This window comes from Micromonospora sp. NPDC050187, from assembly GCF_044459745.1.
GTDB lineage: Bacteria > Actinomycetota > Actinomycetes > Mycobacteriales > Micromonosporaceae > Micromonospora.
Map to the genome: position 1 here is coordinate 1 of NZ_JBITJH010000008.1, position 22,098 is coordinate 22,098.

A 22,098-nucleotide genomic window follows, 5' to 3' on the forward strand; every position below is an offset into this window, starting at 1 on the left:
TCTGCGCCCGCTCCGCGGACGACAACCGTCTCCCTGGCATGAACCCTCATCCTCACGAGAATCCACCCCGTTGCAACAACCACTTGAACCCAAGGCAGGGTGATCGCCCAAGATGCCGCATATTCGGTGATCAGGGTTTCGGGGTGGGTCAGAGGTGGTGGGTCTGGGCCACCGCCAGCATCTCGGAGGTGTGGGAGCCGACGACGCCGACGTCGGGCGGGCGAGGGCGGAAGCCGGGCAGCCCGTCGAGGCCGTCGCTGGCGTCCATGACCCGCAGCGCCACCCGCTCCGCCTTCGGCGTGAGGGTCAGCGTGACCTCCAGGCCCTCGGACGGTGGGGCGTGGAAGACGAGCCCGACGTCCCATCGCTGTTCGTCGGCGATCCGGTCGACGGGCACCGGCCGGCCGCCGACCACCATCGACTGCACCGTGGCCGTGCCGGCGTCGACGTGCAGGGTGGCCAGGCGGACCTGCCGTTGCGGGGTGAGCCGCAGCCGCAGCGTGCGTTCGCTGCCGGAGCGGGTGTCGGCGAGCACCTCGACCTTGGTCGCGGGCAGGTCGGCCCGGGGTGCCGGTCCGGTCCGTAGTTCCGGATCACCGAGGCCGGGGAACTCGTCGTCGACGCGTTCGATCCCGTCGACGTACCCGTCGGTCCAGGGCTGCGGGTCGGTCTCGTGGCTGAGCCAGCGCGCCTGCCCGGTGCCGGCGTCGAGGGCGTACATCAGGTGGGTGGGGATCGGGTGGGCGGCGTCGAAGCGGTCCACGGCCAGGCCCACCGCGGCGAAGACCAGCGCGGCGAGCGTCGCGGCCAGCGCCGGCAGCGCACCCCGGCGGCGGGCCCGCGCGGCGGCCATGCCGCGTTCCCCGCCGGCCTGCGGGTGCAGCAGGTCCACCACGGGCAGCGCGGCGAACCCGAGCAGCGTCGCGAAGAGCGCGGCGACCGCGCCCATGCCCATGCCGAGCGCCGGGAAGAGCAGCACCACCGTGGGGAGCAGGACCAGCACCCCCACCGCCGCCGCGACGGTCACCGCGACCACCGGGCCGGGCCCGTCGATCCGGGTGGCCAGGGCCACCAGGCCGGCGAGCGCGCCGGCCAGAGCGGGGAGGGTCGCCAGGTACGACCCACCGGGCGCGACCACGGCGAGCACCACGCCGAACAGGGCGAGCCAGCCCAGCCCGCCGACCGCCAGCGTGGCCGGACCGACTGCGCGGCGGGTCAGCGCGTACCAGCCGAACAGGACGGCGGCGGCGAGCGCCACCACCGCCAGGCGGTACCACCCCGGCCGGTACGGGTCGAGCAGCTCGGCGTAGCCGGGCCGGACGGCGAGCACCGCCGCCCAGAGCAGCCAGGCGGCGAGCGGGGCGGCGACGAGCGGCACCGCGGCCAGCCCGAAGCCGGCGGCCAGCCGGGGCAGGCTGGTCCGGCCCTGCCGGCGGGCCGCCCAGCCGAGCGCGGCGACGCCCAGCAGCCCGACCAGGGCCAGCGGCCAGGTCAGCCAGCCGGGGTAGCGGACCAGGCCGCCGGGCACCGGGAAGTACGTGGCGTCGTGCGCGGCGTCGAGCGCGTCCAGGTCGGTCCGGCCGAACTCCCGGGCCAGCGCGAGCACGTTGTCGCCGTGGTGTTGGAGGCTGCGCCGGTCCAGCGACTCCGGGGTGTCCAGCGGGGTGTGGTAGATCGCCCCGCCGTCGAGGTACGCCGAGTTCAGCCCGACGAAGTCCTCGTCGAGGAAGGCGGTGAAGTCGGTGTCGTTGGGCAGCAGCCGGTAGACCTCCACGGCGAACGAGGTGCCCACCGGGTGCGGGGCGGCCCGGCCGAAGGCACCCACCAGGGCGGCGTTGCGCCGGGAGGTCTCGAACATGATCACGGGCCCGGTCCGGCCGCGCGCCTCCAGGTTGAGCACCACCCCGCCGTCGGCGGCGAGCGGATGCTCGGCGGCGAACGCGGCGGCCCCGCAGAGGCACGCCTCCTCCGCGTCGGTCAGCACGAACACGATGTCGTTGCGGGGCCGAGGGCCGGTGGTCAGCGCCCGCGCCGCCTCCAGGATCGCCGAGGTGCCGGCGGCGTCGTCGTTGCCGCCCGGTCCGGACTGCACCGAGTCGTAGTGCGCCACTAGGAAGACCCGGCCGGTCGGGTCGGTGCCGGGAAGCCGGGCCACTACGTTGCGGACCCGGGCCAGCGTGGCGCCGCCGGCCGCTCCGCTGAGCTGTCCGGCCTCCGGTGCGACGGTGTCCTGCACCGACGTCTCCAGGCCGAGCCCGCGCAGGGTCCGCTCCAGGTGCGCGCGGACCTGGTCGTTGGCCGGGCTGCCGGCGGCATGGGTTTCGGCGGCCACCACCTTGACGTGCTCGTACGCCCGGGTGGCGCTGAACTCGGCGGCCGGCGCGTCGGCCGGGGCCGGTGCGGGCGTTCGCAGGTCGAACAGGGTGCCGGCGGCGACCGCGACGAGCGCGGCGAGCGCGGCCACGGCGGCGGCCGGTCGGCGGCGCGGCCGGGCCAGCGCCCGGTCGGCGGCGGGGGTGGCAGGCGGTGCGCCCACTGGGGTCTCCTCGCGGGGTGGGGCCGGGGGTGGGACCATCCTGCCCCGCCCGCGCGTCCGGCGGGGGACCGTGATCGTCCGATCGGGACGGCGCGGGAGAAGCGACCCCGTGGGAGCGTGCCCGGTCCGCCCGGCCGGCCCGGTCATCGACCTGGGCGGCCGGTGGCCGTTTTGTCCGCCGCTGCGTAGTGACGGAGCCCATTTGCGCCCGTGCCGTGGCCGTCGTGTTGTGTGCGACCGTTGTCTAATACAGGATCAGCAGGGCACTCGGAAGGAGCTCGACATCAGTAGTGATCTTCCGCGTCTCGCGGCGGTGACCCGGTCCGTGCCGGGGGCGGGGGTGCCCCGCTCCACCGTCGCGCCGCTGGCGTATGCGCACGGCGGCCTCGGCCGGCACCCGGCACTGCCGCCGGGCGAGCGGTTGCGGGTCCTGCTGGTCGAGGACGACGAGGGAGACGCGTTCCTCGTCGGGGAACTGCTCGCCGAGACCAACTCGATGATCGACCTGCTGGTCGCCACGAGCCTGAGCGAGGCTCGGCAGCGGGTGGTCGGGGTCGACTGTGTCCTGCTGGACCTCGGCCTGCCCGACGCCCAGGGGATCGACGGCCTGCGTCAGGTCCTCGACATGGCCGGCGGCGCGGCGGTCTGCGTGCTCACCGGTCGCTCGGACGAGCACCTGGGCATCGTCGCGGTCGCCGAGGGCGCGCAGGACTACCTGGTCAAGGGCACGGTCGACGGCGTCCTGCTGACCCGCGCGCTCCGCTACGCCGTCGAACGGAAGCGGGCCGACGAGAACGCCCGCCGACTCCGTGAGGTCGAGTTGCGGCAGGCCGAGTCGGCTCGCCTGGAACGTGGCCTGCTGCCGACGCCGCTGCTGATGGAGCGCGACCGGATCGCCGTCCACACCTTCTACCGCCCGGGCCGGCACGCCGCCCTGATCGGCGGGGACTTCTACGACGTGGTGCAGACCCGGCCGGGGCGGATCGACCTGATCGTCGGAGACGTCTGCGGACACGGCGTGGACGAGGCGGCGCTCGGCGTGGAACTGCGGGTCGCCTGGCGCGCCCTGATCCTCGCCGGGGTGCCCGACGACGAGGTGCTGCCCGCCCTGGAACAGGTACTGATGAGCGAACGCCGGCTCCAGGAGATCTTCGCGACCGTCGCCACCACGCGGCTGGACCTGGATGCCAACCGGGCGACCGTACGGTTGGCGGGGCACCCGCCGCCGCTGCTGATCGCCGGGGGTAGGGTCGCGCCGGTGCCCGCGCCGGGCGGCCTGCTCCTCGGTGTGCGTCCCCGCCGGCCCGTTGCCTTCGACCTGGAGTTCTCCACCGATGACTGGTCCCTGCTGATGTACACCGACGGGCTGATCGAGGGGCGCGTGGGTAACGGCGAGGAACGACTCGACGTACCGGGGCTGAGCACCCTGGTCGGTGACCCGGCCAGCCGGGCCGTGCCCCTGCCCGAGCTGCCGGGTTGGCTGGTCGGCCGGGCCGAGGAGATCAACGGCGGCCCGCTCGCCGACGACGTGGCGATGCTGCTGGTGAGCCGGGGTGGTGGCCGGTGAACACCGTCACGCGGGGTTGGACGCTGCGCCAACGGGTGGTCACGCTGCTGGTCGTGGTCGGTGTGCTGCTGGTCGGCCTGGCCGCCGCCGAGGCGGCGGTGGCTGCCCGGAACCGGGCCCACACCGACGCGGTGTTGACCGAGACCGGCCCGCTGCGGGTCCAGGCGCAGGAGTTGTTCAACGCGCTGCTCGACCAGGAGACCGCCGTCCGCGGATACGCGGTCAGCGGCGACCGCCAGGACCTTCTGCCGTACGAGAGCGGCGTCCAGCAGGAGCGCGAGCGAATCGAGTCGATGGGCCGGCTGGCCGACGACTACCCGGTGGTCCGGCGGGAGCTGGACGCCGTGGGCGTCCAGGCGGAGCGGTGGCGGCAGGCGGTGGCCGTGCCGGTGATCACGGCGGTAGACCGGGACGGCACCCAGGCGGCCCAGAACCTGATCAACGACCGGACCCGGCAGGAGTTCGACCAGATCCGCAGCTCGATGTCCCGGCTGGAGGCGGAGATCCTCGCCGAACGGGAAGCCAACGAGCGGAACATCCGGCGGACCGGGAACCTGCTGGTCGTCCTGCTGATCATCGCGGCGCTGGTGGTGGTCGTGGCCGGGACGCTCCTGCTGGTCTCGCTGGACCGCATGGTCGTCCGGCCGCTCACCGGCTTGGCCGGCCAGGTGCGGGAGGTGGCCGAAGGCGACTACCAGCACCACATCAGCGGAACCGGACCACCGGAGTTCAAACAGCTCGCCGAGGACGTCGAGGCGATGCGCCGCAAGATCGCCAAGGACCTCGCCGAGGTCCGGGAGGCCCGGGAACGGATCGAGTGGGTCAACACCCAGCTCCAGAAGCAGGCCGAGGAACTGGTCCGCTCCAACCGCGACCTGGAGCAGTTCGCCTACGTGGCCTCGCACGACCTCCAGGAGCCGCTGCGCAAGGTGGCGAGCTTCTGCCAGCTGCTTCAGCGCCGCTACGCGGGGCAGCTCGACGAGCGCGCCGACCAGTACATCGGCTTCGCGGTGGACGGCGCACAACGGATGCAGCGCCTGATCAACGACCTGCTCGCCTTCTCCCGGATCGGCCGCCTCACCACCGGCTTCACCGAGGTCGACCTGAACAAGGTGATGGCGGACGTGGCGGGTCAGACCGAGGCCACCCGGCAGCAGGCCGGTGCCGAGCTGGCCTGGTCGGAGCTGCCCACCATCCGGGGTGAGGAGCCGCTGCTGACCAACCTGCTGGCCAACCTGGTCAGCAACTCGGTGAAGTTCCGCCGGCCGGACGTGCCGCCGAGGGTGCACGTCTCGGCCCGGCTGGTGGACGCCGAGTGGGAGATCACCTGCCGGGACAACGGCATCGGGATCGAACCGGAGTTCGCCGACAAGATCTTCGTCATCTTCCAGCGGCTGCACTCCAAGGACGCCTACCCTGGCACGGGCATCGGCCTGGCGATCGTCAAGAAGATCGTCGAGTACCACGGGGGTCGGGTCTGGGTCGACACCGACACCGAGGAGGGCACCGCCATCCGGTTCACCCTCCCGGCGCTGCCCGAGGACGTCGAGGCCGCCCGGGTGGCGGCCGACGAGCCGGGCGGGGACACCGACGCGACCGGGGGCGACGAGCCGGTCGAGAGCACCGAGCCGGTCGAGAGCACCGACGCGGGGACGGGCGCCGAGCGTGCCCGACCCGCAGACACCGCCGACACCGCAACGACCGGGCCGACCGCCGACACCGCTCGGGACGCTGACGACCAGCGTCCGGACCAGGCGGCGAGTGGCAGGACGGGTGGCACGAAGGAGACAGTGGGATGACCGCTCCGGCGGACGGCAAGAGCCCGATCGAGGTCCTCCTGGTGGAGGACGACCCGGGCGACGTGTTGATGACCCAGGAGGCGTTCGAGGAGCACAAGCTCCGCAACCGGCTGACCGTCGTCTCCGACGGTGCCGAGGCGCTCGCCTACCTGCGGCGCGAGGGCCAGTACGCCGACGCGGTGACGCCGGACCTGATCCTGCTGGACCTCAACCTGCCCCGGCGGGACGGCCGGGAGGTGCTGGAGGAGATCAAGAAGGACGAGGCGCTCTGCCGGATCCCGGTGGTCGTGCTCACCACCTCCCAGGCGGACGAGGACATCCTGCGCAGCTACCAGCTGCACGCGAACGCGTACGTCACCAAGCCGGTCGACTTCGAGCGGTTCATCTCGGTGGTCCGGCAGATCGACGAGTTCTTCGTCAGCGTGGTCAAGTTGCCGCCGCGTGGCTGACGACACCCTGCTCGACGACGTCGGGGGCCTGCTCCGTGAGGCCGCCGAGCAGATCGTCGTGCCGCTGTTCCGACGTCTCGACGAGCACGAGATCACCGAGAAGGCCCCGGGCGACGTGGTCACCGTCGCCGACCAGCGGGCCGAGGAGATGATCTCGGAGGGGCTGCTCCGGTTGCGTCCCGGCTCGGTGGTGGTCGGCGAGGAGGCCGTCGCCGCCGACCCCGCCCTCCTGGAGCATCTGCGCGGTACGGGGGACGTCTGGCTGGTCGACCCGGTCGACGGCACCGCCAACTTCGCCGCCGGGCAGCGGCCGTTCGCCCTGATGGTGGCCCTGCTGACCGAGGGCGAGCCGGCGGCGTCCTGGATCCTCGACCCGCTGGCCGACAACCTGGCCGTGGGCCGGGCCGGCGTGGGCGTACAGCTGGACGGCCGGACGGTCGACAGGGCCGGCCGGGTGCCGCCCCTCGGTGAGCTGCGTGGCGCGTCGATGAGCCACTACCTGCCACCGTCGATGCGGTCCCGGGTGACGGCCGGCGGCCGGCGGATCGGCGAGATCCTCCCCGGCCAGCACTGCGCCGGCCGGGAGTACCTCGACATACTCGCCGGCACGCAGCACTTCGTGCTCTTCTGGCGGACGTTCCCGTGGGACCACGTGCCGGGCGCGCTGCTGGTCCGCGAGGCCGGCGGGGTGGTCCGCCGGTTCGACGGCACCGACTACCACCCGGCCGCCGACGACCACGGCCTGTTGGTGGCCGCAAACGAGCAGATCTGGGACGAGGTGCACGCCGCGTTGCTCGCCGACTGAGGCGGGCCCGGAGCGTCCGCGACCCGGACCGTCACCGGCTCGGCCCGCCGCCGGCGGTCCGGTATTGTGACCGGCGGTCCACGCCGAGGACGCACCCGGGCAGCCGCGTCCACGACGGCCCGGTTGACGAGAGGACATCGACTTTCGTGCGCAGGACGGCTCTCCTCCGGTGTCGTGGCCTCCGGCCACTGGTCGCACTGCTCGCCGTGGTGGCGCTCGTGCTGGGCGGGGCCGCCCCTGCCCACGCCGAGCCGGCCGAGGGCGGCACCAAGGCGCTTCGGGACGCGTTGGAGGCCAGCGCCAAGGGCCACCTCGAGGCCACCGCCAAGCTGGAGAACTCCAAGAAGCGGCAGGTCCTTCTGACCACCGAGCTGAAGAACATCGAGGCTCGACTGGTCGGACTGACCGCCCAGGTGACCGAGGTGGCCGTCCAGTCGTACAAGCAGGGGCGGCTGACCGCCACCGGGCTGCTGTTGCAGAGCAGCGCGCCGGAGGCGTTCCTCCAGCGGGCCGCCGAGCTGGACGTGATGGCCCAGCGGGACGCCCAGCGACTGCGGGCGCTGACCGAGGAACGCGGCCGGGCCGACCGGGCGAAGCTGGCCATCGACGCCGAGGTCCGCGAGCAGCTCAAGCAGGTCAACCAGCTGGCCAAGAAGAAGCGGGAGGCCGAGCGGGCGCTCGCCGCGGTCAGCTCCGGCCCCAGTGGCGGCTTCGGCAGTGGCGGTTCCGCCACCGCCCGGCCGGCGCCGCGAAACCCGGACGGCTCCTGGCCGTCGGAGTCCTGCTCGGTGAACGACCCGACCACCTCGGGCTGCATCACCGCGCGCACCCTCAACGCCCTCCAGCAGGCCCAGTCGGCCGGCTACCGGCGACACGTCTCCTGCTTCCGCAGCGGCGGATCGGGCGAGCACCCCAAGGGGCGGGCGTGTGACTTCTCCGCCGCCACGAACGGCTTCGAGGACCGGACGGCAACCGGCGGGGACAAGGACTACGGTGACCGGCTGGCCGCCTGGTACGTCCGCAACGCCAGCCGACTCGGCGTGCTCTACGTGATCTGGTACCGGCAGATCTGGCACCCGGGCACCGGCTGGCGGGCGTACGGCGGGAGCGGCAGCCCGGCCGCCGACCACACGAACCACGTTCACCTCTCGATGTACTGACCACCCCTACCAGGAACGCTGCGTACCATCGCAGCGGTGAGCTCCCCGAAGTCCCCCGTCGACGTCGACGTCACCTCGCCCGTGCCGGTGCCGGTCCGGGCCCTGCCCACCGGCCTCGCCGCGTTCCTGGTCTTCTTCTCCAGCGGGGCCGTGCTGGTGCTGGAGACCGTGGCCCTGCGCCTGGTCGGCCCGTACGTCGGGGTCACCCTCCAGGTCACCAGTTCGGTGATCGGGATCGCGCTGGCCGCCATCGCGTACGGGGCGTGGACCGGCGGCTGGCTCGCCGACCGGCGGGATCCGCGTCCCCTGCTCGCCCCGGCGCTGGTGCTGGCGGGCATCGCCACCGCGGTCACCCTGCCCGTGGTCCGGTACGCCGGTGAGGTGCTGCGGGGCAGTGCGGCGAGCGCGATCCTGCTGCTCGTCGCGGCGGCCGTCTTCGTGCCGGCGGCCCTGCTCTCGGCGGTCACCCCGCTGGTGGTGAAACTCCAGCTCGCCGACCTGCGCCGCACCGGGCAGGTGGTCGGGCGGCTCTCCGGCATCGGTACCCTCGGCGGCATCACCGCCACGCTCGCCACCGGATTCGTCCTGGTGGCGGCCCTGCCCAGCTCGGTCATCATGCTGGGTCTGGCGGTGGCGCTCGGGGTGAGCGGGATCGCCCTCGGGGTCTACCTGCGTCGGCAGGACCGCACCGGGTTGCCCGGTCCGGCCCGCGCCCGTGCCGCCGTGGCGGTGCTCGGGTTGGCCGGTGCGGGCCTGGCCACCGTCGCGCCGAACCCGTGCGACGTGGAGACCGCGTACCACTGCGCGTCGGTGGAGGTGGACGGCAGCCGGCCGACCGGCCGGACGCTGCTGCTGAACTCCGCCCAGCACTCGTACGTCGACCTGGCCGACCCGACGTACCTGAAGTTCGAGTACACCCAGTGGATCGGGGCGGTCGCCGACGTGGCGGCCCCGGCCGGGCAGCGGATGGACGCGCTGCACGTCGGCGGGGGTGGCTTCACCATGCCCCGCTACCTGGCCGCCACCCGCCCCGGCAGCGACAACCTGGTCTTCGAGATCGACGGGGGCTTGGTCGACCTGGGCCGGTCGGACCTGGGCCTGCGCACCGGGCCGGGGATGCGGGCCGAGGTGGGGGACGCACGGATGCTGGTGGCCGGGGAGCCCGCCGCCAGTCGGGACCTCGTGGTGGGGGACGCCTTCGGCCATCTGGTGGTGCCGTGGCACCTGGCGACCCGGGAGATGGCCGCCGAGATCCGCCGGGTGCTCCGTCCCGGCGGGATCTACGTGCAGAACGTCATCGACTACCCGCCGCTGCGGTTCATCCGCAGCGAAGTGGCCACCGTGGCAGCCGAGTTCCGGCACGTGGCGTTGATCGCCCCGCCGGCCGCGTTGCGCGGCGAGTACGGGGCCAACTTCCTGATCGTCGCCTCGGACGAGCCATTGCCGCTGGCCGCCGCCGAGGAACGGCTCGCCACCCTCGACGAGCCGACCCGACTGCTGTCCGGTGCCGACCTGACCGGGTTCGTCGATGACGCGCTGGTGCTGACCGACGACTACGCCCCGGTCGACCAGCTTCTCGCCACCGCCTGAGCACGGCGCCCGAGCGGGATGTCCCGACCGCCCGCTCGGTGGCGATGCTGACCGATTTTGCCGTGGTCGGTGTAACTATTCGTCCCGTCGGGCAACAGATGTTGTCATGGGTGGTGGGGACGGCAAAGGTGCGCAACTGCTCGGTGACCGGTACCGGCTGATCGAACAGCTCGGTGCGGGCGGCATGTCCGTGGTCTGGCGCGGATACGACGAGGTGCTCGGCCGTCAGGTGGCGGTCAAGGTGCTCGCCTCGCGGCTGGCCAGCGACCGGGCCTTCCGGCACCGGATCCGCGCCGAGGCGCAGGCCGCCGCCCGACTGGTCCACCCGCACATCACCAACGTCTACGACTACGGCGAGTCGGAGCAGGTCGGGCTGACCGTCCCGTACGTGGTCATGGAGCTGGTCGACGGTCCGCCGCTGACCGCCCGGCTCGGCCGGGACCGGCAACTGCCCTGGCGGGAGGCGGTGACCATCGCCGCCGAGACGTCCGGGGCTCTCTCCGCCGCACACGCCCGGGGTGTGGTGCACCGGGACGTGACCCCGGGGAACGTGATGCTCACCCCGACCGGCGTGAAGGTCGTCGACTTCGGCATCTCCGCCCTGGTGGGGGAGAGCGAGAAGGGGCCGGACGGCACACTGCTCGGCACCCCGGCGTACGTCGCCCCGGAACGGCTCGACGGTGGCCAGGTCTCCCCGGCCACCGACGTGTACGCGGTCGGGCTGCTGCTGTACCGGATGCTGACCGGGCGGCTCCCCTGGCAGGCGAGCACCACCACCCAGATGCTCCGCGCCCACGTGCAGGCCGACCCCGAGCCGATGCCGCCGGTGCCCGGCCTGCCCGACGACGTGGTCGAGCTGGTGCACCGCTGCCTGGCGAAGCGCCCCGAGGACCGGCCGACCAGCGTCGAGCTGGCCCGTACCCTCGCCGAGGCGGCCGGGGTGGCCGCCGTCGTACCGGTGTCGCCGGCCGGCCCGTCCGACCCGGCGCTGCTGGCCGCCGCGAACACCACGATCCTGCCCTGGTCGGCGGCGACCGACGCGCTTCCGCTGTCGGTGAGCCGGTCGCGGCGCGCGAAGGGCCGGCGCCGGCGGCAGACGCAGGCGGGCGCGGTGGCCGCCGGCCTGCTCGCGGTGACCGGCGTGGTGTGGGGAATGAGCGCACAGCGGCCGGCCAGCGGCGACCAGGTGAACCCGGACGAGGCCCGGACGGGGCTGGACCGGCCGGCGCCCTGCACGGTCAACTACGCGCTGCGCCGCGACGACGGTCGTACCTTCACCGCCGACGTGACCCTGACCAACACCGGTTCGGCGGAGCTGCGGGACTGGACGATGCGTTTCACCCTGCCGGGCGACCAGACGGTCAGCGGCCCGAATCCGACAACGGTCCGGCAGCAGGGGCGGACGGTCGAGGTCCTTCCGGCCGCCGGGCAGGCCACGCTGGCACCCGGTGCCGCCGAGAAGGTCGCCCTGACCGGCCGGTACGCCGGGTCGAACCCGCTGCCGGTGCGGTTCCAGATCGGTACCGCGACCTGTGAGGTCCAGGTCGCCGGGGTGGCCGGTAGTTCGCCCACGCCCCTGCCCACCCCGACGGTCGCTTCGGGCGGTGGCGCGACGCGGACCGGCGGCTCCACGACCACGTCCGGCAGGACCACGGGCACCGGGGACTCCGACGACGACGGAAACGACAACGGAAACGACAACGGCAAGGGCAAGGGCAAAGACAAGGACAAGGACAAGGGCGGTGAGGGAAAAAAAGACGAGACTCCGGAGCCGACGCCCCCGGTGACGGAGCCGGCCCCGGATCCGGAGCCAACTCCGGACGTAACCCCAAGTCCCGATGACACCGGGGGCGACGGGGACGACGACGGCGATGACGACGGTGACGACGACGGCGGCGGCGAGGACCCGGCCGAGGGGTGAGTTCGTCCCTCGTCGGTGACCAACCGCCCCTCGTCGGACTCAGGTCAGTCCGGCGAAGCGTTGCACCTGGTCGATGCCGCCCTCAACGATCAGCAGCGACCCCTCGGGAAGCACCGTTTCCGGCGCGGCGTACTCGTACCGCCTCCCGGGCAGCTTCGCTCCGACCACCATGACGCCGTAGCGGGCGTCCGGCGCCACCTCGGCCAGCGTGCGGCCGACCAGGGGAGGTGGCACCCGGACCTTGGCGATGGCGAAGTCGTCGCCGAACCCGATGAAGTCGAGCATGTTGCTGACGATCAGGTGGGCGACCCGTTCCCCGGTCTCCGCCTCGGGGAAGACCACGTGCTGCGCGCCGATCGCGGAGAGGATCCTGGCGTGTTTCCGGGAGGTGGCGCGGGCCCAGATCGCCGACCCGCCGACCTCGATGAGTGCGAGGACGGTGAGGATGCTCCCTTCCACCGCCGCGCCGATGCACACCACCACCCGCTCGTAGTCGGCGACGCCGAGTTGGCGCAGCGCCGTCTCGTCGGTCGCGTCGGCCTGCACCACCTGGTCGAGGCGGGACGACCACCTCTGCACCGTCTGCGGGTCTCGGTCGATGGCGAGCACCTCGTGACCGAGCCGGGTCAGGGTCGCGGCCAGATAGGTGCCGAACCGGCCCAGCCCGATCACCACGACACCGTGGCCGTTACGTCTAGCCGACAATGGGTTGCTCCTCCGGGTACCGGTACAGCCGTTTGCGGGTGTTCAACGCGATCGCCGACCCGAGGGTGAGGGTGCCGACCCGCCCGATGTACATGAGGACGATCAGAACGATCTGCCCGGCGGCCGGCAGAGTGGGCGCGACGCCGGTGGAGAGCCCGGTGGTGCTGAACGCCGAGGTCACCTCGAACAGCGCCCGGTCGTAGCTCAGCCGCTCGGTCAGCAGGATCAGCGCCACCGTGCCGGCCACCACCAGCGCCACGCTGAGCAGGGCCACGGTGAGCGCCTGACGCTGGCTCGCCGTGGCCGCCCGGCGCCGTCCGACGGTGACGTCCGGCTCGCCCCGCACCTCGGCCCAGATGGCGAACGCGAGCAGGAAGAAGGTGGCGACCTTGATTCCCCCGGCGGTACTGGCGCTGCCGCCGCCGATGAACATCAGGGCGATCATCAGGGGGTAGCTCGCCTCGTCCAGTCCGGTGATGTCCAACGTGTTGAACCCGCCGGTGCGGACGAACGCGTCCTGGGTGAAGGCGGCCAGCGCCTTGCCCTCCCAGCCAGAGGGACCGAGCGTGCGGGGGTTGCTCCACTCGGCGGCCAGCAGGACGACGAAGGCGACCACGAGCAGTACCAGGCTGCCCCAGACGGTCAGCTTGGTGCCGATCGTCCAGCGGCCCGGTCGTCGCCAGCTCCGGCTGGCCTCGAAGAGCGCGGGGAACCCGAGCCCTCCGATGATCGAGCCGAATGCCAGTGGCAGGGTGACCCACCCGTCGTGCGCGAAGCCGGTCAGACTGTCCCGGTAGAGGGAGAAGCCGCCGTTGTTGAACGCCTGGACCGCGTGGAAGAAGCCGTACCAGAGGGCCCGGCCCGGCGGGTAGTCGTAGGCGAAGACGAGGCGTAGGGCCAGGATCGCGGTCATCACGGCCTCGCAGGCCAGCACGGTGAGACCGATCCTGAGCAGCAACCTGCGTACGTCACCGATGCCGAACTCGGCCGTCTCCGCCTGCACCAGCATCCGGGTACGCAGCCCGAGCTGCCGGGCCACCACCAGGATGACCAGGGTGCTGCCGGTGAGGATGCCCAGGCCGCCGACCTGCGTCAGAGCGGTGATCATCACCAGGCCGACCGGGGTCCAGTAGTCCGGCGTTTCCACCACGACCAGTCCGGTGACCGAAACCGCCGAGGTGGCGGTGAACAGGGCGGTGAGGAAGGGGGTGTGCCGGTGCTCCTCGGTCGCCGGGGGCAGCATCAGCACGCCCGTGCCGAGCAGGATCGCCACCAGGAAACCGAGGGGCACGATCCGCACGGGGTGACGGAGAAGCCGGCGCACCAGCCAATCTTCGTGCCGGAGCACGGCACCGGGTGCGGAAACGGCATCCTCCGCAGTCGCGGAGACCGCCAGCCCGACATTCACCTGCCGGTCAGTCGGAGACCACCTCCCGGTCGCCGGCCGCCGCTTGGCTGATCGCGATCCCTCTCGATGACAGGAGACGGCGTTGCGACGTACCCTTTCCGCCCTCGGTGTTGCCGGCGTGCTGCTCACGGTCGCGGTGGCCGTGCCCACCGCCACGGCCGTCGGGGCCGAACCACAGGCCCGCCCGGACCGGTCGCGGGCCACCGACCGGCCGGTCGTGATCGCCCACCGTGGCGCGAGCGGCTACCGGCCCGAGCACACCCTGGACGCGTACCGGCTGGCGATCCGGATGGGCGCGGACTACATCGAGCCCGACCTCGTTCCGACCAGGGACGGCGTGCTGGTCGCCCGGCACGAGAACGAGATCTCCGGGACGACCGACGTGTCCGCCCGACCCGAGTTCGCCGCCCGGAAGACCACGAAGACCATCGACGGGGTCGCGGTGACCGGCTGGTTCACCGAGGACTTCACCCTCGCCGAACTGAAGACGCTGCGCGCCAAGGAACGGCTGCCGCAGGTCCGGGTCACCAACACCGCGTACGACGGCCGGTTCGAGGTGCCCACCCTCCAGGAGGTCATCGACCTGGCCCGTGAGGAGGGGCGGAAGCGGGGCCGGGAGATCGGGGTCGCTCCAGAGACCAAGCACCCGACCTACTTCGCCTCCATCGGGCTGCCGCTGGAGGAGCCCCTGGTCGAGGTGCTCCGGGCCAACAAGCTGACCAGGCCCAACTCGCCGGTGGTCATCCAGTCCTTCGAGACGGCGAACCTGCGCAAGTTGGATAAAATGGTCGACGTCAAGCTGGCCCAGCTCCTCGACGCCTCCGGGCGTCCGTACGACTTCACCGTCGCCGGGGACCCGCGCACCTACGCCGACCTGACCAAGCCGGCGGGCCTGCGGTGGATCGCCGGCTACGCCGACGTGATCGGCGCACAGAAGAACCTGATCGTGCCCCGGGACGCGGCCGGCACGCTGCTCGCGCCGACCACCCTCGTCCCGGACGCGCACCGGCAGAAGCTGGACGTGCACGTCTGGACGTTCCGCGCCGAGAACCAGTTCCTCGCCGTCGACCACCGGATCGGCACCGACCCGAACGCCCGGGGCGACATCACTGCCGAGTACGAGCTGTTCTTCCGGCTCGGTCTGGACGGTGTCTTCTCCGACCACCCGGACACCGCCGTGGCCGCCCGCGCCGGCCTGTCCTGAGCCCCTCCTGTCCTGAGCTTCCTCCTGTCCTGACCCCGCCCGCCCCGACGTTCCTCCCCGCCGGCCCGCCACCCGACCGCCCGGGTGGCGGGCCGGCCCGTGTCTGCGGCATTGATCCACCGCCCCGCCCCGCCCCGCCCCACCCCGGCCTGACCTGCCTGGCTCGGCCTGCCTGGCCCGGCCCGCCCTGCCCCCCGGTCGGCGCGGTGGCTGGTCAGCCAAGGAGAAGTAGGGGGTGGGAGACGCTGTCGAGCTGCCCCGTTCGTGCGCCCGCTCGCCGGGGGATGACGGGCGCTGTCCGCCCCGTCTGTGCGGGCAGCTCGACAGTGTTCAAGAACCGACTGTTCCTTGAGCGCGACCGCGTCCGGCGGAAACGCGCGTGGCGGTTGATCGACGAGCGGCGCAGGCGAAGAGGTCCAGGTGCGCAGCGTACGGAATCTCCTGCGGCACTGCGGCAGGAAGCCGTCGCTCCGGACACCATTCGCCGCCGGACCGGCCCTGGTCACCCCCGCGCGAGGCGAATCTTGGACACTTACCGTCCGATGCGGACGGTAAGTGTCCAAGATTGCCGGGTGGCCGCTCTCGCTACTGCTGCGGCCGCTCCGCGACGTAGGTGCCCCGCCCTTGTTGGCCGATGATCAGATTGCGGTCATGCAAGATTGCTAGCGCTCGGTAGACGGTGTTGTTGCTGACGCCGTAGGCCTCGGCGAGTTGGCTGGTTGAGGGCAGCTTGTCGCCGGGCTTGAGGTCGCCGGTCCGGATCTTCTCGGCGATCTCGTCCACGATCAGGCGGAACGATGGCTGTGCTGTAGGCATGGTGAGGACTCCGGTCGGTTCGGCATCCCTGATCATGCCCGACCTGCTCCAGTAGCTGCAATAAGTGATCCCTTCGGCACGCTGCGCTAGACTCAGGCTAGTAAGTGGCGTAAGTTGCTGAGGGTCTGGCTCCGGTTGGTTCGGCAAACCCTCGGAGGTGGACAGCTGAGTGGGCTCCGGGGTCGTACCGCCGAGGAGGGCTGCGGTCGTGGGGCCGGCGGCCCGGTCCGCATTCCCCCTTTGTGCGGACCGGGCCGCCTTCCACCGACGACGGGTGACGGGAGGGTCCGGATGGGAATCCTGGCGAGACTGTTCCGGCCGGGGAAGCAGGCCCGGCGCGATCGGCCGCAGCATGCAGAGCACGAACCGGCGCAGTGCGCACAGTCGCGGCACGCACAGTCGCGGCGCTGTCGGGCGCGGGACGAACAGGCGCGGGACGGGCAGGCGTCGCACGGGCAGCGGCGGACGCCGAACGAGGGGTGGTACCGCTCGGCCACCTGCCGCTCGCTCACCGCCGGACAGGTCCGCGACCGGCAGTTCCGTAGCGTGCGTCGGGGCGGCCTCGACCCGCTGGAGGTGTACGCGTTCCTGCACCGGGTCGCCGGTGAACTGGCTGCCGCCCGGCGCGAGCTGACCTACACGACCGAGGAGAACGTCCGGATCAAGCGGGCGCTGCGGAGCTGGCAGTCCCGGTTCGCGCCGAGGGTGCGACGGTGAGCCGCGCCGAGGGCGCGCCGGTCGGCGGGACCGGGGACGCGCCGGTCAGCCCCGTCGAGGGCACACCGATCGGGCCGGAGCGGGAGCGCTTCGTGGTGCACCTGCCAGTGGTCGCCACCGACCTCGCCGGGGCGCTGCGCTTCGCCCGGTCGATCACCCGGGCGGTGAGCTTCCTGGCCGACGTGGACCGGGGCGAGACGACGGTCTCCGCCGAGGACGCGCAGGGCGTACGGCACCGGGTCTTCTGCGACCGGTTGTTCGCACGTGGCCGGCGCTGCCCGCGGCTGGCCGGACACGACGGCGACTGTGGTGCCGAGCGACATCGGTAGGTGGCGGGAGTCGACACGATGGCCAACGTCCCGGTGGCGGTGTCGGCCATCGACCGGAAACACCAGGGTGACCAATTGTCCCGACCGGCCACCTGGTCGGCGTTACTTGTGTGTTGCCGCCACATAGCCCGTGGGTGACGTCACTCCTAGCGTGAGCCGACAACGGATTTCCCTTCCTCCGAGTCCTCACGTGGAGTCGCAATGACGGTCCGGACGACGCGGCGCGCGGTCCTCGCCGCCGCCACCATGATGGCCGCGGCGGTCGCCGCGACCGCCTGTGGCAGCCCGCAGGACACCGCCTCCGGTGGCGGTGACGACACCGCCCCGGTCAAGGTCGGCCTGGTGTACTCCCAGTCGGGAGCCCTGGCCAGCTACGGCAAGCAGTACATCGAGGGGTTCAGGGCCGGCCTCGACTTCGCCACCGACGGCACCGGAAAGGTCGACGGCCGGACCATCGAGGTCACCGAGGTCGACGACGCCGGTGACCCCGCCAAGGCGGTGTCGGCGGCGAAGGACCTGATCGGCAAGGGACACAAGATCCTCGCCGGGTCCACCGCTTCCGGGGTCGCGTTGCAGGTCGCCCCGATCGCCGCGCAGAACAAGGTTCTCTTCATCTCCGGCCCGGCCGCTACCGACGCGGTGACCGGCGCGAACCGCTACACGTTCCGGTCCGGCCGGCAGTCGTACCAGGACGTGGTGACCGCGAAGTCGTTCATCGGCGACCCGGCCGGCAAGAAGGTCGTGGTGTTCGCCCAGGACGGCGCGTTCGGTGACGCCAACGAGGCCGCCGTCAAGGCCGTCATCGGCGGTGCCGGGGCGACCGTGAGCAGCGTGCGGGCCCCGGCCAGCGCGACCGACTTCACCCCGTTCGCCAGCCAGATCACCGCCGCCAAGCCGGACCTGCTCTTCGTCGCCTGGGCCGGCACCACCGCCCCGGCGATGTGGCAGACCCTCGACCAGCAGGGCGTCCTGACCTCCACCACGGTCGTCACCGGGCTCGACATCCGTGCCTCCTGGGCGACCTTCGGCGCGGCCGGCACCAAGATTTCGTTCCTGTCGCACTACTTCGACGGGGCCAGCGACACCGAGGCCGCCAAGGCGCTCAAGGCCAAGGTCACCGGCGGGACGCTCGACCTGTTCCACCCGGACGGCTTCGCCGCCGCCCAGATGGTGGTCCGCGCGGTCGCCGAGGGCGGCGACGACGTGGAGAAGATGGTCACCGCGCTGGAGGGCTGGAGCTTCGACGGGGTCAAGGGCAAGATGACCATCCGCAAGGAGGACCACGCCCTGCTCCAGCCGATGTACCAGGCCACCCTCACGGGCAGCGGCACCGCGTTCACCGCGACCGCCCAGAAGAGCCTCACCGGCGACGAGTCCGCGCCGCCGGTCGTGGCGATGAAGGGCTGATCCGACGATGCTCGCCACCCGCGGTCTGACCTGGCGGATCGGTGAGGTCGCCATCGTCGACGACGTGCACCTCGACCTGGCGCCCGGGGAGTTCCTCGGCGTGATCGGGCCGAACGGCGCCGGCAAGACCTCACTGTTCAACCTGATCACCGGCCTGCGTCGCCCCACCACCGGAACGGTCCTGGTGGACGGGAGGGACATCACCGCCCTCCCGCCGCACCGGCGGGCCCGACTCGGGCTGGGGCGCACCTTCCAGGCGTCCTCGGTCTTCGGTTCGCTGAGCGTGCGGGAGAACGTGCGGCTCGCCGTCCAGGCGCACCGCGGGGGTTCGATGAAGCTGTGGCGGCGGGCGGCGGCCGACCGGGAGGTGGTCGCCGCCGCCGACGCGGCGCTCGACCGGGTCGGCCTCGCCCACCGGGGTACGGCGCTCGCCGGCACCCTCGCCCACGGCGAGAAGCGCAAGCTGGAGATTGCCCTGCTGCTCGCCGGCGAACCCCGGGTGATGCTGCTGGACGAGCCGATGGCCGGAGTGAGCGCCGAGGACGTGCCCGAACTGGTTGCGGTGATCAAGTCGCTGACCGGGGAGAGCGGCCGGGCGGTGCTCATGGTCGAGCACCACATGGACGTGATCCTGGAGTTGGCCGACCGGATCGCCGTGATGCACCACGGCGCGCTGCTCGCCTGCGACACGCCGGAGACGGTGATGGCCAACCCCACCGTCCAGGAGGCCTACCTGGGGGAATCACTGTGAGCGCGAGGAGTGAGCCGGGTTTGCGAGCCCCCCAGTCGCGAACGGAGGGCGACACCGTGACCGCCATCCTCACCGTCGAGAACCTGTCGGTCCGGATCGCCGGGTTGCACATCCTCCAGGGGGTGTCCTTCACGGTCGCCCCGACCGGGGTCACCGTGCTGCTCGGCCGCAACGGCGTCGGCAAGACCACCACGCTGCGCGCCGTCGTCGGGCTCACCCCGGCCGGCGGGGAGGTGACCGGCCGGGTCCGGATGGGTGAGCGCAGCCTGCTCGACCGGCCCACCCACCGGCTGGTCCGGGACGGCCTCGGCTACGTACCCGAGGACCGCTGCGTCTTCGCCGGCCTCACCGTCGCGGAGAACCTGCGGCTCGCCGAACGGCGCGGCACCACCCCGGCGTACGACCGGGTGTTCGCGCTCTTCCCCGAGCTGGACCGGCGCGGACGCCAGCGGGCGGGCTCGCTCTCCGGCGGCCAGCAGCAGATGCTCGCCATCGGCCGGGTGCTGCTCAACGACAACAAGCTGCTCCTGGTCGACGAGCCGACCAAGGGGCTCGCCCCGAAGGTGGTGACCGAGGTGGCCGAGGTGCTGGAACGCGTCGCCGAGACGGTGCCGGTGCTGCTCGTCGAGCAGAACCTCGCCGTGGTGCGCCGACTCGCCACCGACGCGGTGGTGATCGATGCCGGGCGGGTCGCCTGGAGCGGCAGCGCCCGGGACCTGCTCGCCGAGGCGGAGCTGACGAAGTCCCTGCTCGGCGTCGGATCGGCCGAGACGCACCCGCCGACGAGCCCCGCAGTCGCGAGGAAGGACGAGCCCCGATGAGCACCGTCGTGCTGCTCACCCTGACCGGCCTCGGACTGGCCGCGCTCTACTTCCTGGTCGCCTCCGGGCTCTCCCTGGTGTTCGGCCTGGCCGACGTGCTCAACTTCGCGCACGGGCTCTTCCTCGGCGTCGGGGCGTACGCGACCTGGTGGGCGGCCGGGAACCTGCCCGGCGCCGGCCCCGACGGCCTCGGCTTCGTGGTGGCCGCCGCCTTCGGCGTGCTCACCGGCGCGCTGGTCGCGGTGCTGGTGGAGCTGGTGCTGATTCGGCCGCTCTACTCCCGCACCATCGCGCAGGTTCTGGTCACCGTCGGGCTCTCGCTCGCCGGCGTGGCTCTGCTCCAGGCGGTCTGGGGCGCCGACCCGCGTCCGTTCCCGCGCCCGGCCTGGACCCGGGAGGTGACCTCGGTGTTCGGGGCCAAGGTGCCGAACGCCGGGCTGCTGCTGATCGTCGCCGCCGGGCTGGTGCTCGCCGCGCTGCTGGCCTTCCTCCGTTTCACCCGGTACGGCCTGGTGATCCGGGCCGGGGTGGAGAACCGGGAGATGGTCACCGCGCTCGGCATCGACGTGCGGAAGGCGTTCACCCTGGTCTTCGCGATCGGCGGGGCCGCCGCCGCGCTGGCCGGGGCGCTCGGCGGGGTCTACTTCGGCTCGGTCTCGCCCGGTCAGGGCAGCTCGCTGCTGATCTTCGCCTTCATCGTGGTGGTGATCGGCGGGATGGGCTCGGTGGTCGGCTCCGCGTACGCGGCCGTCGCGGTCGGGCTGCTGCAACAGTTCGTGAACTACTACGGCACCTCCGGCCTCGGCGACATCTGCGTCGTCGCGCTGCTGGCCGTGGTGCTGCTGCTCCGCCCGCAGGGCATCGCCGGAAAGGTGGCCACCGCATGACGAACTCCGTGGTCGACGGTGTGGTGGATCCGCCGAAGGCAGCCGTCCCGGCAGAGTCCGGGCTGTCGGTGTGGCAGCGGCTGCGGCCGTTCCTGCCGCTGGTGGCGCTGGCGGTCGCCGCGATCCTGCCGTACTCGACGGTGCACCTGCCGGGGATCTTCGAGGGGCCGCTGAACTCGCCCGGCACCCTGCAACTGCTCGCCATCTGCCTGGTCTTCGGCGGGCTCGCCGCCGGCTACGACCTGCTGTTCGGGCGGACGGGCATGCTCTCCTTCGGGCACGCGCTCTACTTCGCCGCCGGGGTGTACGGCACCGACATCCTGGTCACCAAGGCCGGGCTGCCGCTGTGGCAGGCGGCACTGCTCGCCCTGACCGGCGGGACGACCCTCGCCGCGCTGCTCGGCGCGGTCGCGCTGCGGACCGTGGGCATCGCCTTCGCCATGGTCACCCTCGCCTTCGCCCAGGTCGGGGCGATCCTGGTGGCGCGGGACTTCGGCGGGCTGACCGGGGGTGAGGAGGGGCTGCCGCTGGACGTCTCCGGGCTGCCGGCGGCGCTGGTCGGCGTGACGAACACGGCGAACCTGTACTGGCTGGCGTTGGCGTACCTGGCGGTGGTCGTGCTGGTGGTGCACCGGGTCGGCGCGTCGCCGACCGGGCGCGTGCTCGCCGGGCTGCGCGACGACGAGCGGCGGATCGGGGTGCTCGGGCTGGACCCGTACCGGTTCAAGCTGGTCGCGTTCACCCTGGCGGGCGGATTGGCGACGGCCGGCGGGGCGGTCTACTGCCTGATCGTCGGTGGTGCCTCGCCGCACATCACCTCCAGCGAGCTGACGCTCTCCCTGCTGGTCATGGTGGTGCTCGGTGGACCGGGCACCCGCTGGGGCCCGGTGCTCGGCGGCGTCCTCTACATGTACCTGGACCACCGGCTGACCGCGTTCGGGGCGTCCGAGGCGGTGGACGCGCTGCCCGGCTGGCTCAGTGCCCCGCTCTCGCAGCCGCTGTTCGTGCTCGGCACCGTGTTCATCCTGGCGGTCTACTTCTTCCCCGGCGGCCTCGCCACCCTCGCCACCCGGCTGGCCCCCCTCCGCACCGCCCTCTCCTCCCGCCCCTCCCGCCCCTCCCGCCGCCCCCGCTGACCCTCGTTGCCCCCCCCGCTGAACCCCGCTGAGTTGATCAAGAGGATCGCGTCAGGAATCCGCACCCGGCTGACGCGAACCTCTTGATCA

The 22,098-nt window shown here is 72.4% G+C and carries 19 protein-coding genes; 15 read left to right on the forward strand and 4 right to left on the reverse strand.

The window, feature by feature from the left end; translation table 11 throughout:
* Positions 1–148 precede the first annotated feature (148 nt).
* Positions 149–2,536, reverse strand: coding sequence for a M28 family peptidase (locus ACIBJE_RS14505; RefSeq protein WP_396748198.1), 2,388 nt, complete (start codon positions 2,534–2,536; stop codon positions 149–151).
* A 313-nt stretch (positions 2,537–2,849) separates the two neighbouring features.
* On the opposite strand from ACIBJE_RS14505, the gene ACIBJE_RS14510 reads away from it, so the two are divergent.
* The 7 genes from ACIBJE_RS14510 (at position 2,850) to ACIBJE_RS14540 (ending at position 11,827) form a co-directional block, all read left to right on the forward strand.
* Positions 2,850–4,103, forward strand: coding sequence for a PP2C family protein-serine/threonine phosphatase (locus ACIBJE_RS14510; protein ID WP_396748200.1), 1,254 nt, complete (start codon positions 2,850–2,852; stop codon positions 4,101–4,103).
* Positions 4,100–5,902, forward strand: a complete 1,803-nt coding sequence (locus ACIBJE_RS14515; RefSeq protein WP_396748202.1) for an ATP-binding protein — start codon at positions 4,100–4,102, stop codon at positions 5,900–5,902. Before ACIBJE_RS14510 ends, ACIBJE_RS14515 begins: the two co-directional genes overlap by 4 nt.
* Positions 5,899–6,351, forward strand: coding sequence for a response regulator (locus ACIBJE_RS14520; RefSeq protein WP_396748204.1), 453 nt, complete (start codon positions 5,899–5,901; stop codon positions 6,349–6,351). Before ACIBJE_RS14515 ends, ACIBJE_RS14520 begins: the two co-directional genes overlap by 4 nt.
* Positions 6,344–7,156: an inositol monophosphatase family protein gene (locus ACIBJE_RS14525; protein ID WP_396748206.1), complete on the forward strand. Its 813-nt coding sequence runs from the start codon at positions 6,344–6,346 to the stop codon at positions 7,154–7,156. The genes ACIBJE_RS14520 and ACIBJE_RS14525 overlap by 8 nt, the downstream gene beginning before the upstream one ends.
* Before the next feature lie 146 nt (positions 7,157–7,302).
* On the forward strand, positions 7,303–8,316 hold the full coding sequence (locus ACIBJE_RS14530) for a coiled-coil domain-containing protein (RefSeq protein WP_396748208.1): 1,014 nt from the start codon (positions 7,303–7,305) through the stop codon (positions 8,314–8,316).
* Between the two features lie 36 nt (positions 8,317–8,352).
* Positions 8,353–9,906 (forward strand): fused MFS/spermidine synthase, encoded by a 1,554-nt coding sequence (locus tag ACIBJE_RS14535; protein WP_396748210.1) that lies wholly within the window; start codon positions 8,353–8,355, stop codon positions 9,904–9,906.
* Between the two features lie 106 nt (positions 9,907–10,012).
* Positions 10,013–11,827, forward strand: coding sequence for a protein kinase (locus tag ACIBJE_RS14540; protein ID WP_396748212.1), 1,815 nt, complete (start codon positions 10,013–10,015; stop codon positions 11,825–11,827).
* Between the two features lie 39 nt (positions 11,828–11,866).
* Here the strand turns inward: ACIBJE_RS14540 and ACIBJE_RS14545 are convergent, their stop codons facing one another.
* Both ACIBJE_RS14545 and ACIBJE_RS14550 read right to left on the reverse strand, forming a co-directional pair.
* Positions 11,867–12,532: a potassium channel family protein gene (locus ACIBJE_RS14545; protein WP_396748214.1), complete on the reverse strand. Its 666-nt coding sequence runs from the start codon at positions 12,530–12,532 to the stop codon at positions 11,867–11,869.
* A complete protein-coding gene (locus ACIBJE_RS14550; protein ID WP_396748216.1) occupies positions 12,522–13,880 on the reverse strand; it encodes a TrkH family potassium uptake protein in 1,359 nt (452 codons plus the stop codon). The genes ACIBJE_RS14545 and ACIBJE_RS14550 overlap by 11 nt, the downstream gene beginning before the upstream one ends.
* Before the next feature lie 142 nt (positions 13,881–14,022).
* Here ACIBJE_RS14550 and ACIBJE_RS14555 point away from each other — a divergent pair, with 142 nt between their 5' ends.
* Positions 14,023–15,144 (forward strand): glycerophosphodiester phosphodiesterase, encoded by a 1,122-nt coding sequence (locus ACIBJE_RS14555; RefSeq protein WP_396748218.1) that lies wholly within the window; start codon positions 14,023–14,025, stop codon positions 15,142–15,144.
* 585 nt (positions 15,145–15,729) lie between these two features.
* Here the strand turns inward: ACIBJE_RS14555 and ACIBJE_RS14560 are convergent.
* A complete protein-coding gene (locus ACIBJE_RS14560) occupies positions 15,730–15,960 on the reverse strand; it encodes a GntR family transcriptional regulator (RefSeq protein ID WP_396748667.1) in 231 nt (76 codons plus the stop codon).
* 291 nt (positions 15,961–16,251) lie between these two features.
* On the opposite strand from ACIBJE_RS14560, the gene ACIBJE_RS14565 reads away from it, so the two are divergent.
* From ACIBJE_RS14565 to ACIBJE_RS14595, 7 genes are all read left to right on the forward strand, one after another.
* Entirely contained in the window at positions 16,252–16,677 is a 426-nt protein-coding gene (locus ACIBJE_RS14565) for a DivIVA domain-containing protein (RefSeq protein WP_396748220.1), read from the forward strand.
* Between the two features lie 68 nt (positions 16,678–16,745).
* A complete protein-coding gene (locus tag ACIBJE_RS14570; protein ID WP_396748670.1) occupies positions 16,746–17,006 on the forward strand; it encodes a hypothetical protein in 261 nt (86 codons plus the stop codon).
* A 201-nt stretch (positions 17,007–17,207) separates the two neighbouring features.
* Positions 17,208–18,413: a substrate-binding domain-containing protein gene (locus ACIBJE_RS14575; RefSeq protein WP_396748222.1), complete on the forward strand. Its 1,206-nt coding sequence runs from the start codon at positions 17,208–17,210 to the stop codon at positions 18,411–18,413.
* Positions 18,414–18,420: 7 nt separating this feature from the next.
* Complete coding sequence (locus tag ACIBJE_RS14580) at positions 18,421–19,164, forward strand: ABC transporter ATP-binding protein (RefSeq protein ID WP_396748224.1); 744 nt, start codon at positions 18,421–18,423, stop codon at positions 19,162–19,164.
* Between the two features lie 56 nt (positions 19,165–19,220).
* Positions 19,221–19,985, forward strand: coding sequence for an ABC transporter ATP-binding protein (locus ACIBJE_RS14585; RefSeq protein ID WP_396748226.1), 765 nt, complete (start codon positions 19,221–19,223; stop codon positions 19,983–19,985).
* Complete coding sequence (locus tag ACIBJE_RS14590) at positions 19,982–20,872, forward strand: branched-chain amino acid ABC transporter permease (RefSeq protein ID WP_396748228.1); 891 nt, start codon at positions 19,982–19,984, stop codon at positions 20,870–20,872. Before ACIBJE_RS14585 ends, ACIBJE_RS14590 begins: the two co-directional genes overlap by 4 nt.
* On the forward strand, positions 20,869–22,008 hold the full coding sequence (locus ACIBJE_RS14595; protein WP_396748230.1) for a branched-chain amino acid ABC transporter permease: 1,140 nt from the start codon (positions 20,869–20,871) through the stop codon (positions 22,006–22,008). The genes ACIBJE_RS14590 and ACIBJE_RS14595 overlap by 4 nt, the downstream gene beginning before the upstream one ends.
* The last annotated feature ends 90 nt before the right edge of the window (positions 22,009–22,098 follow it).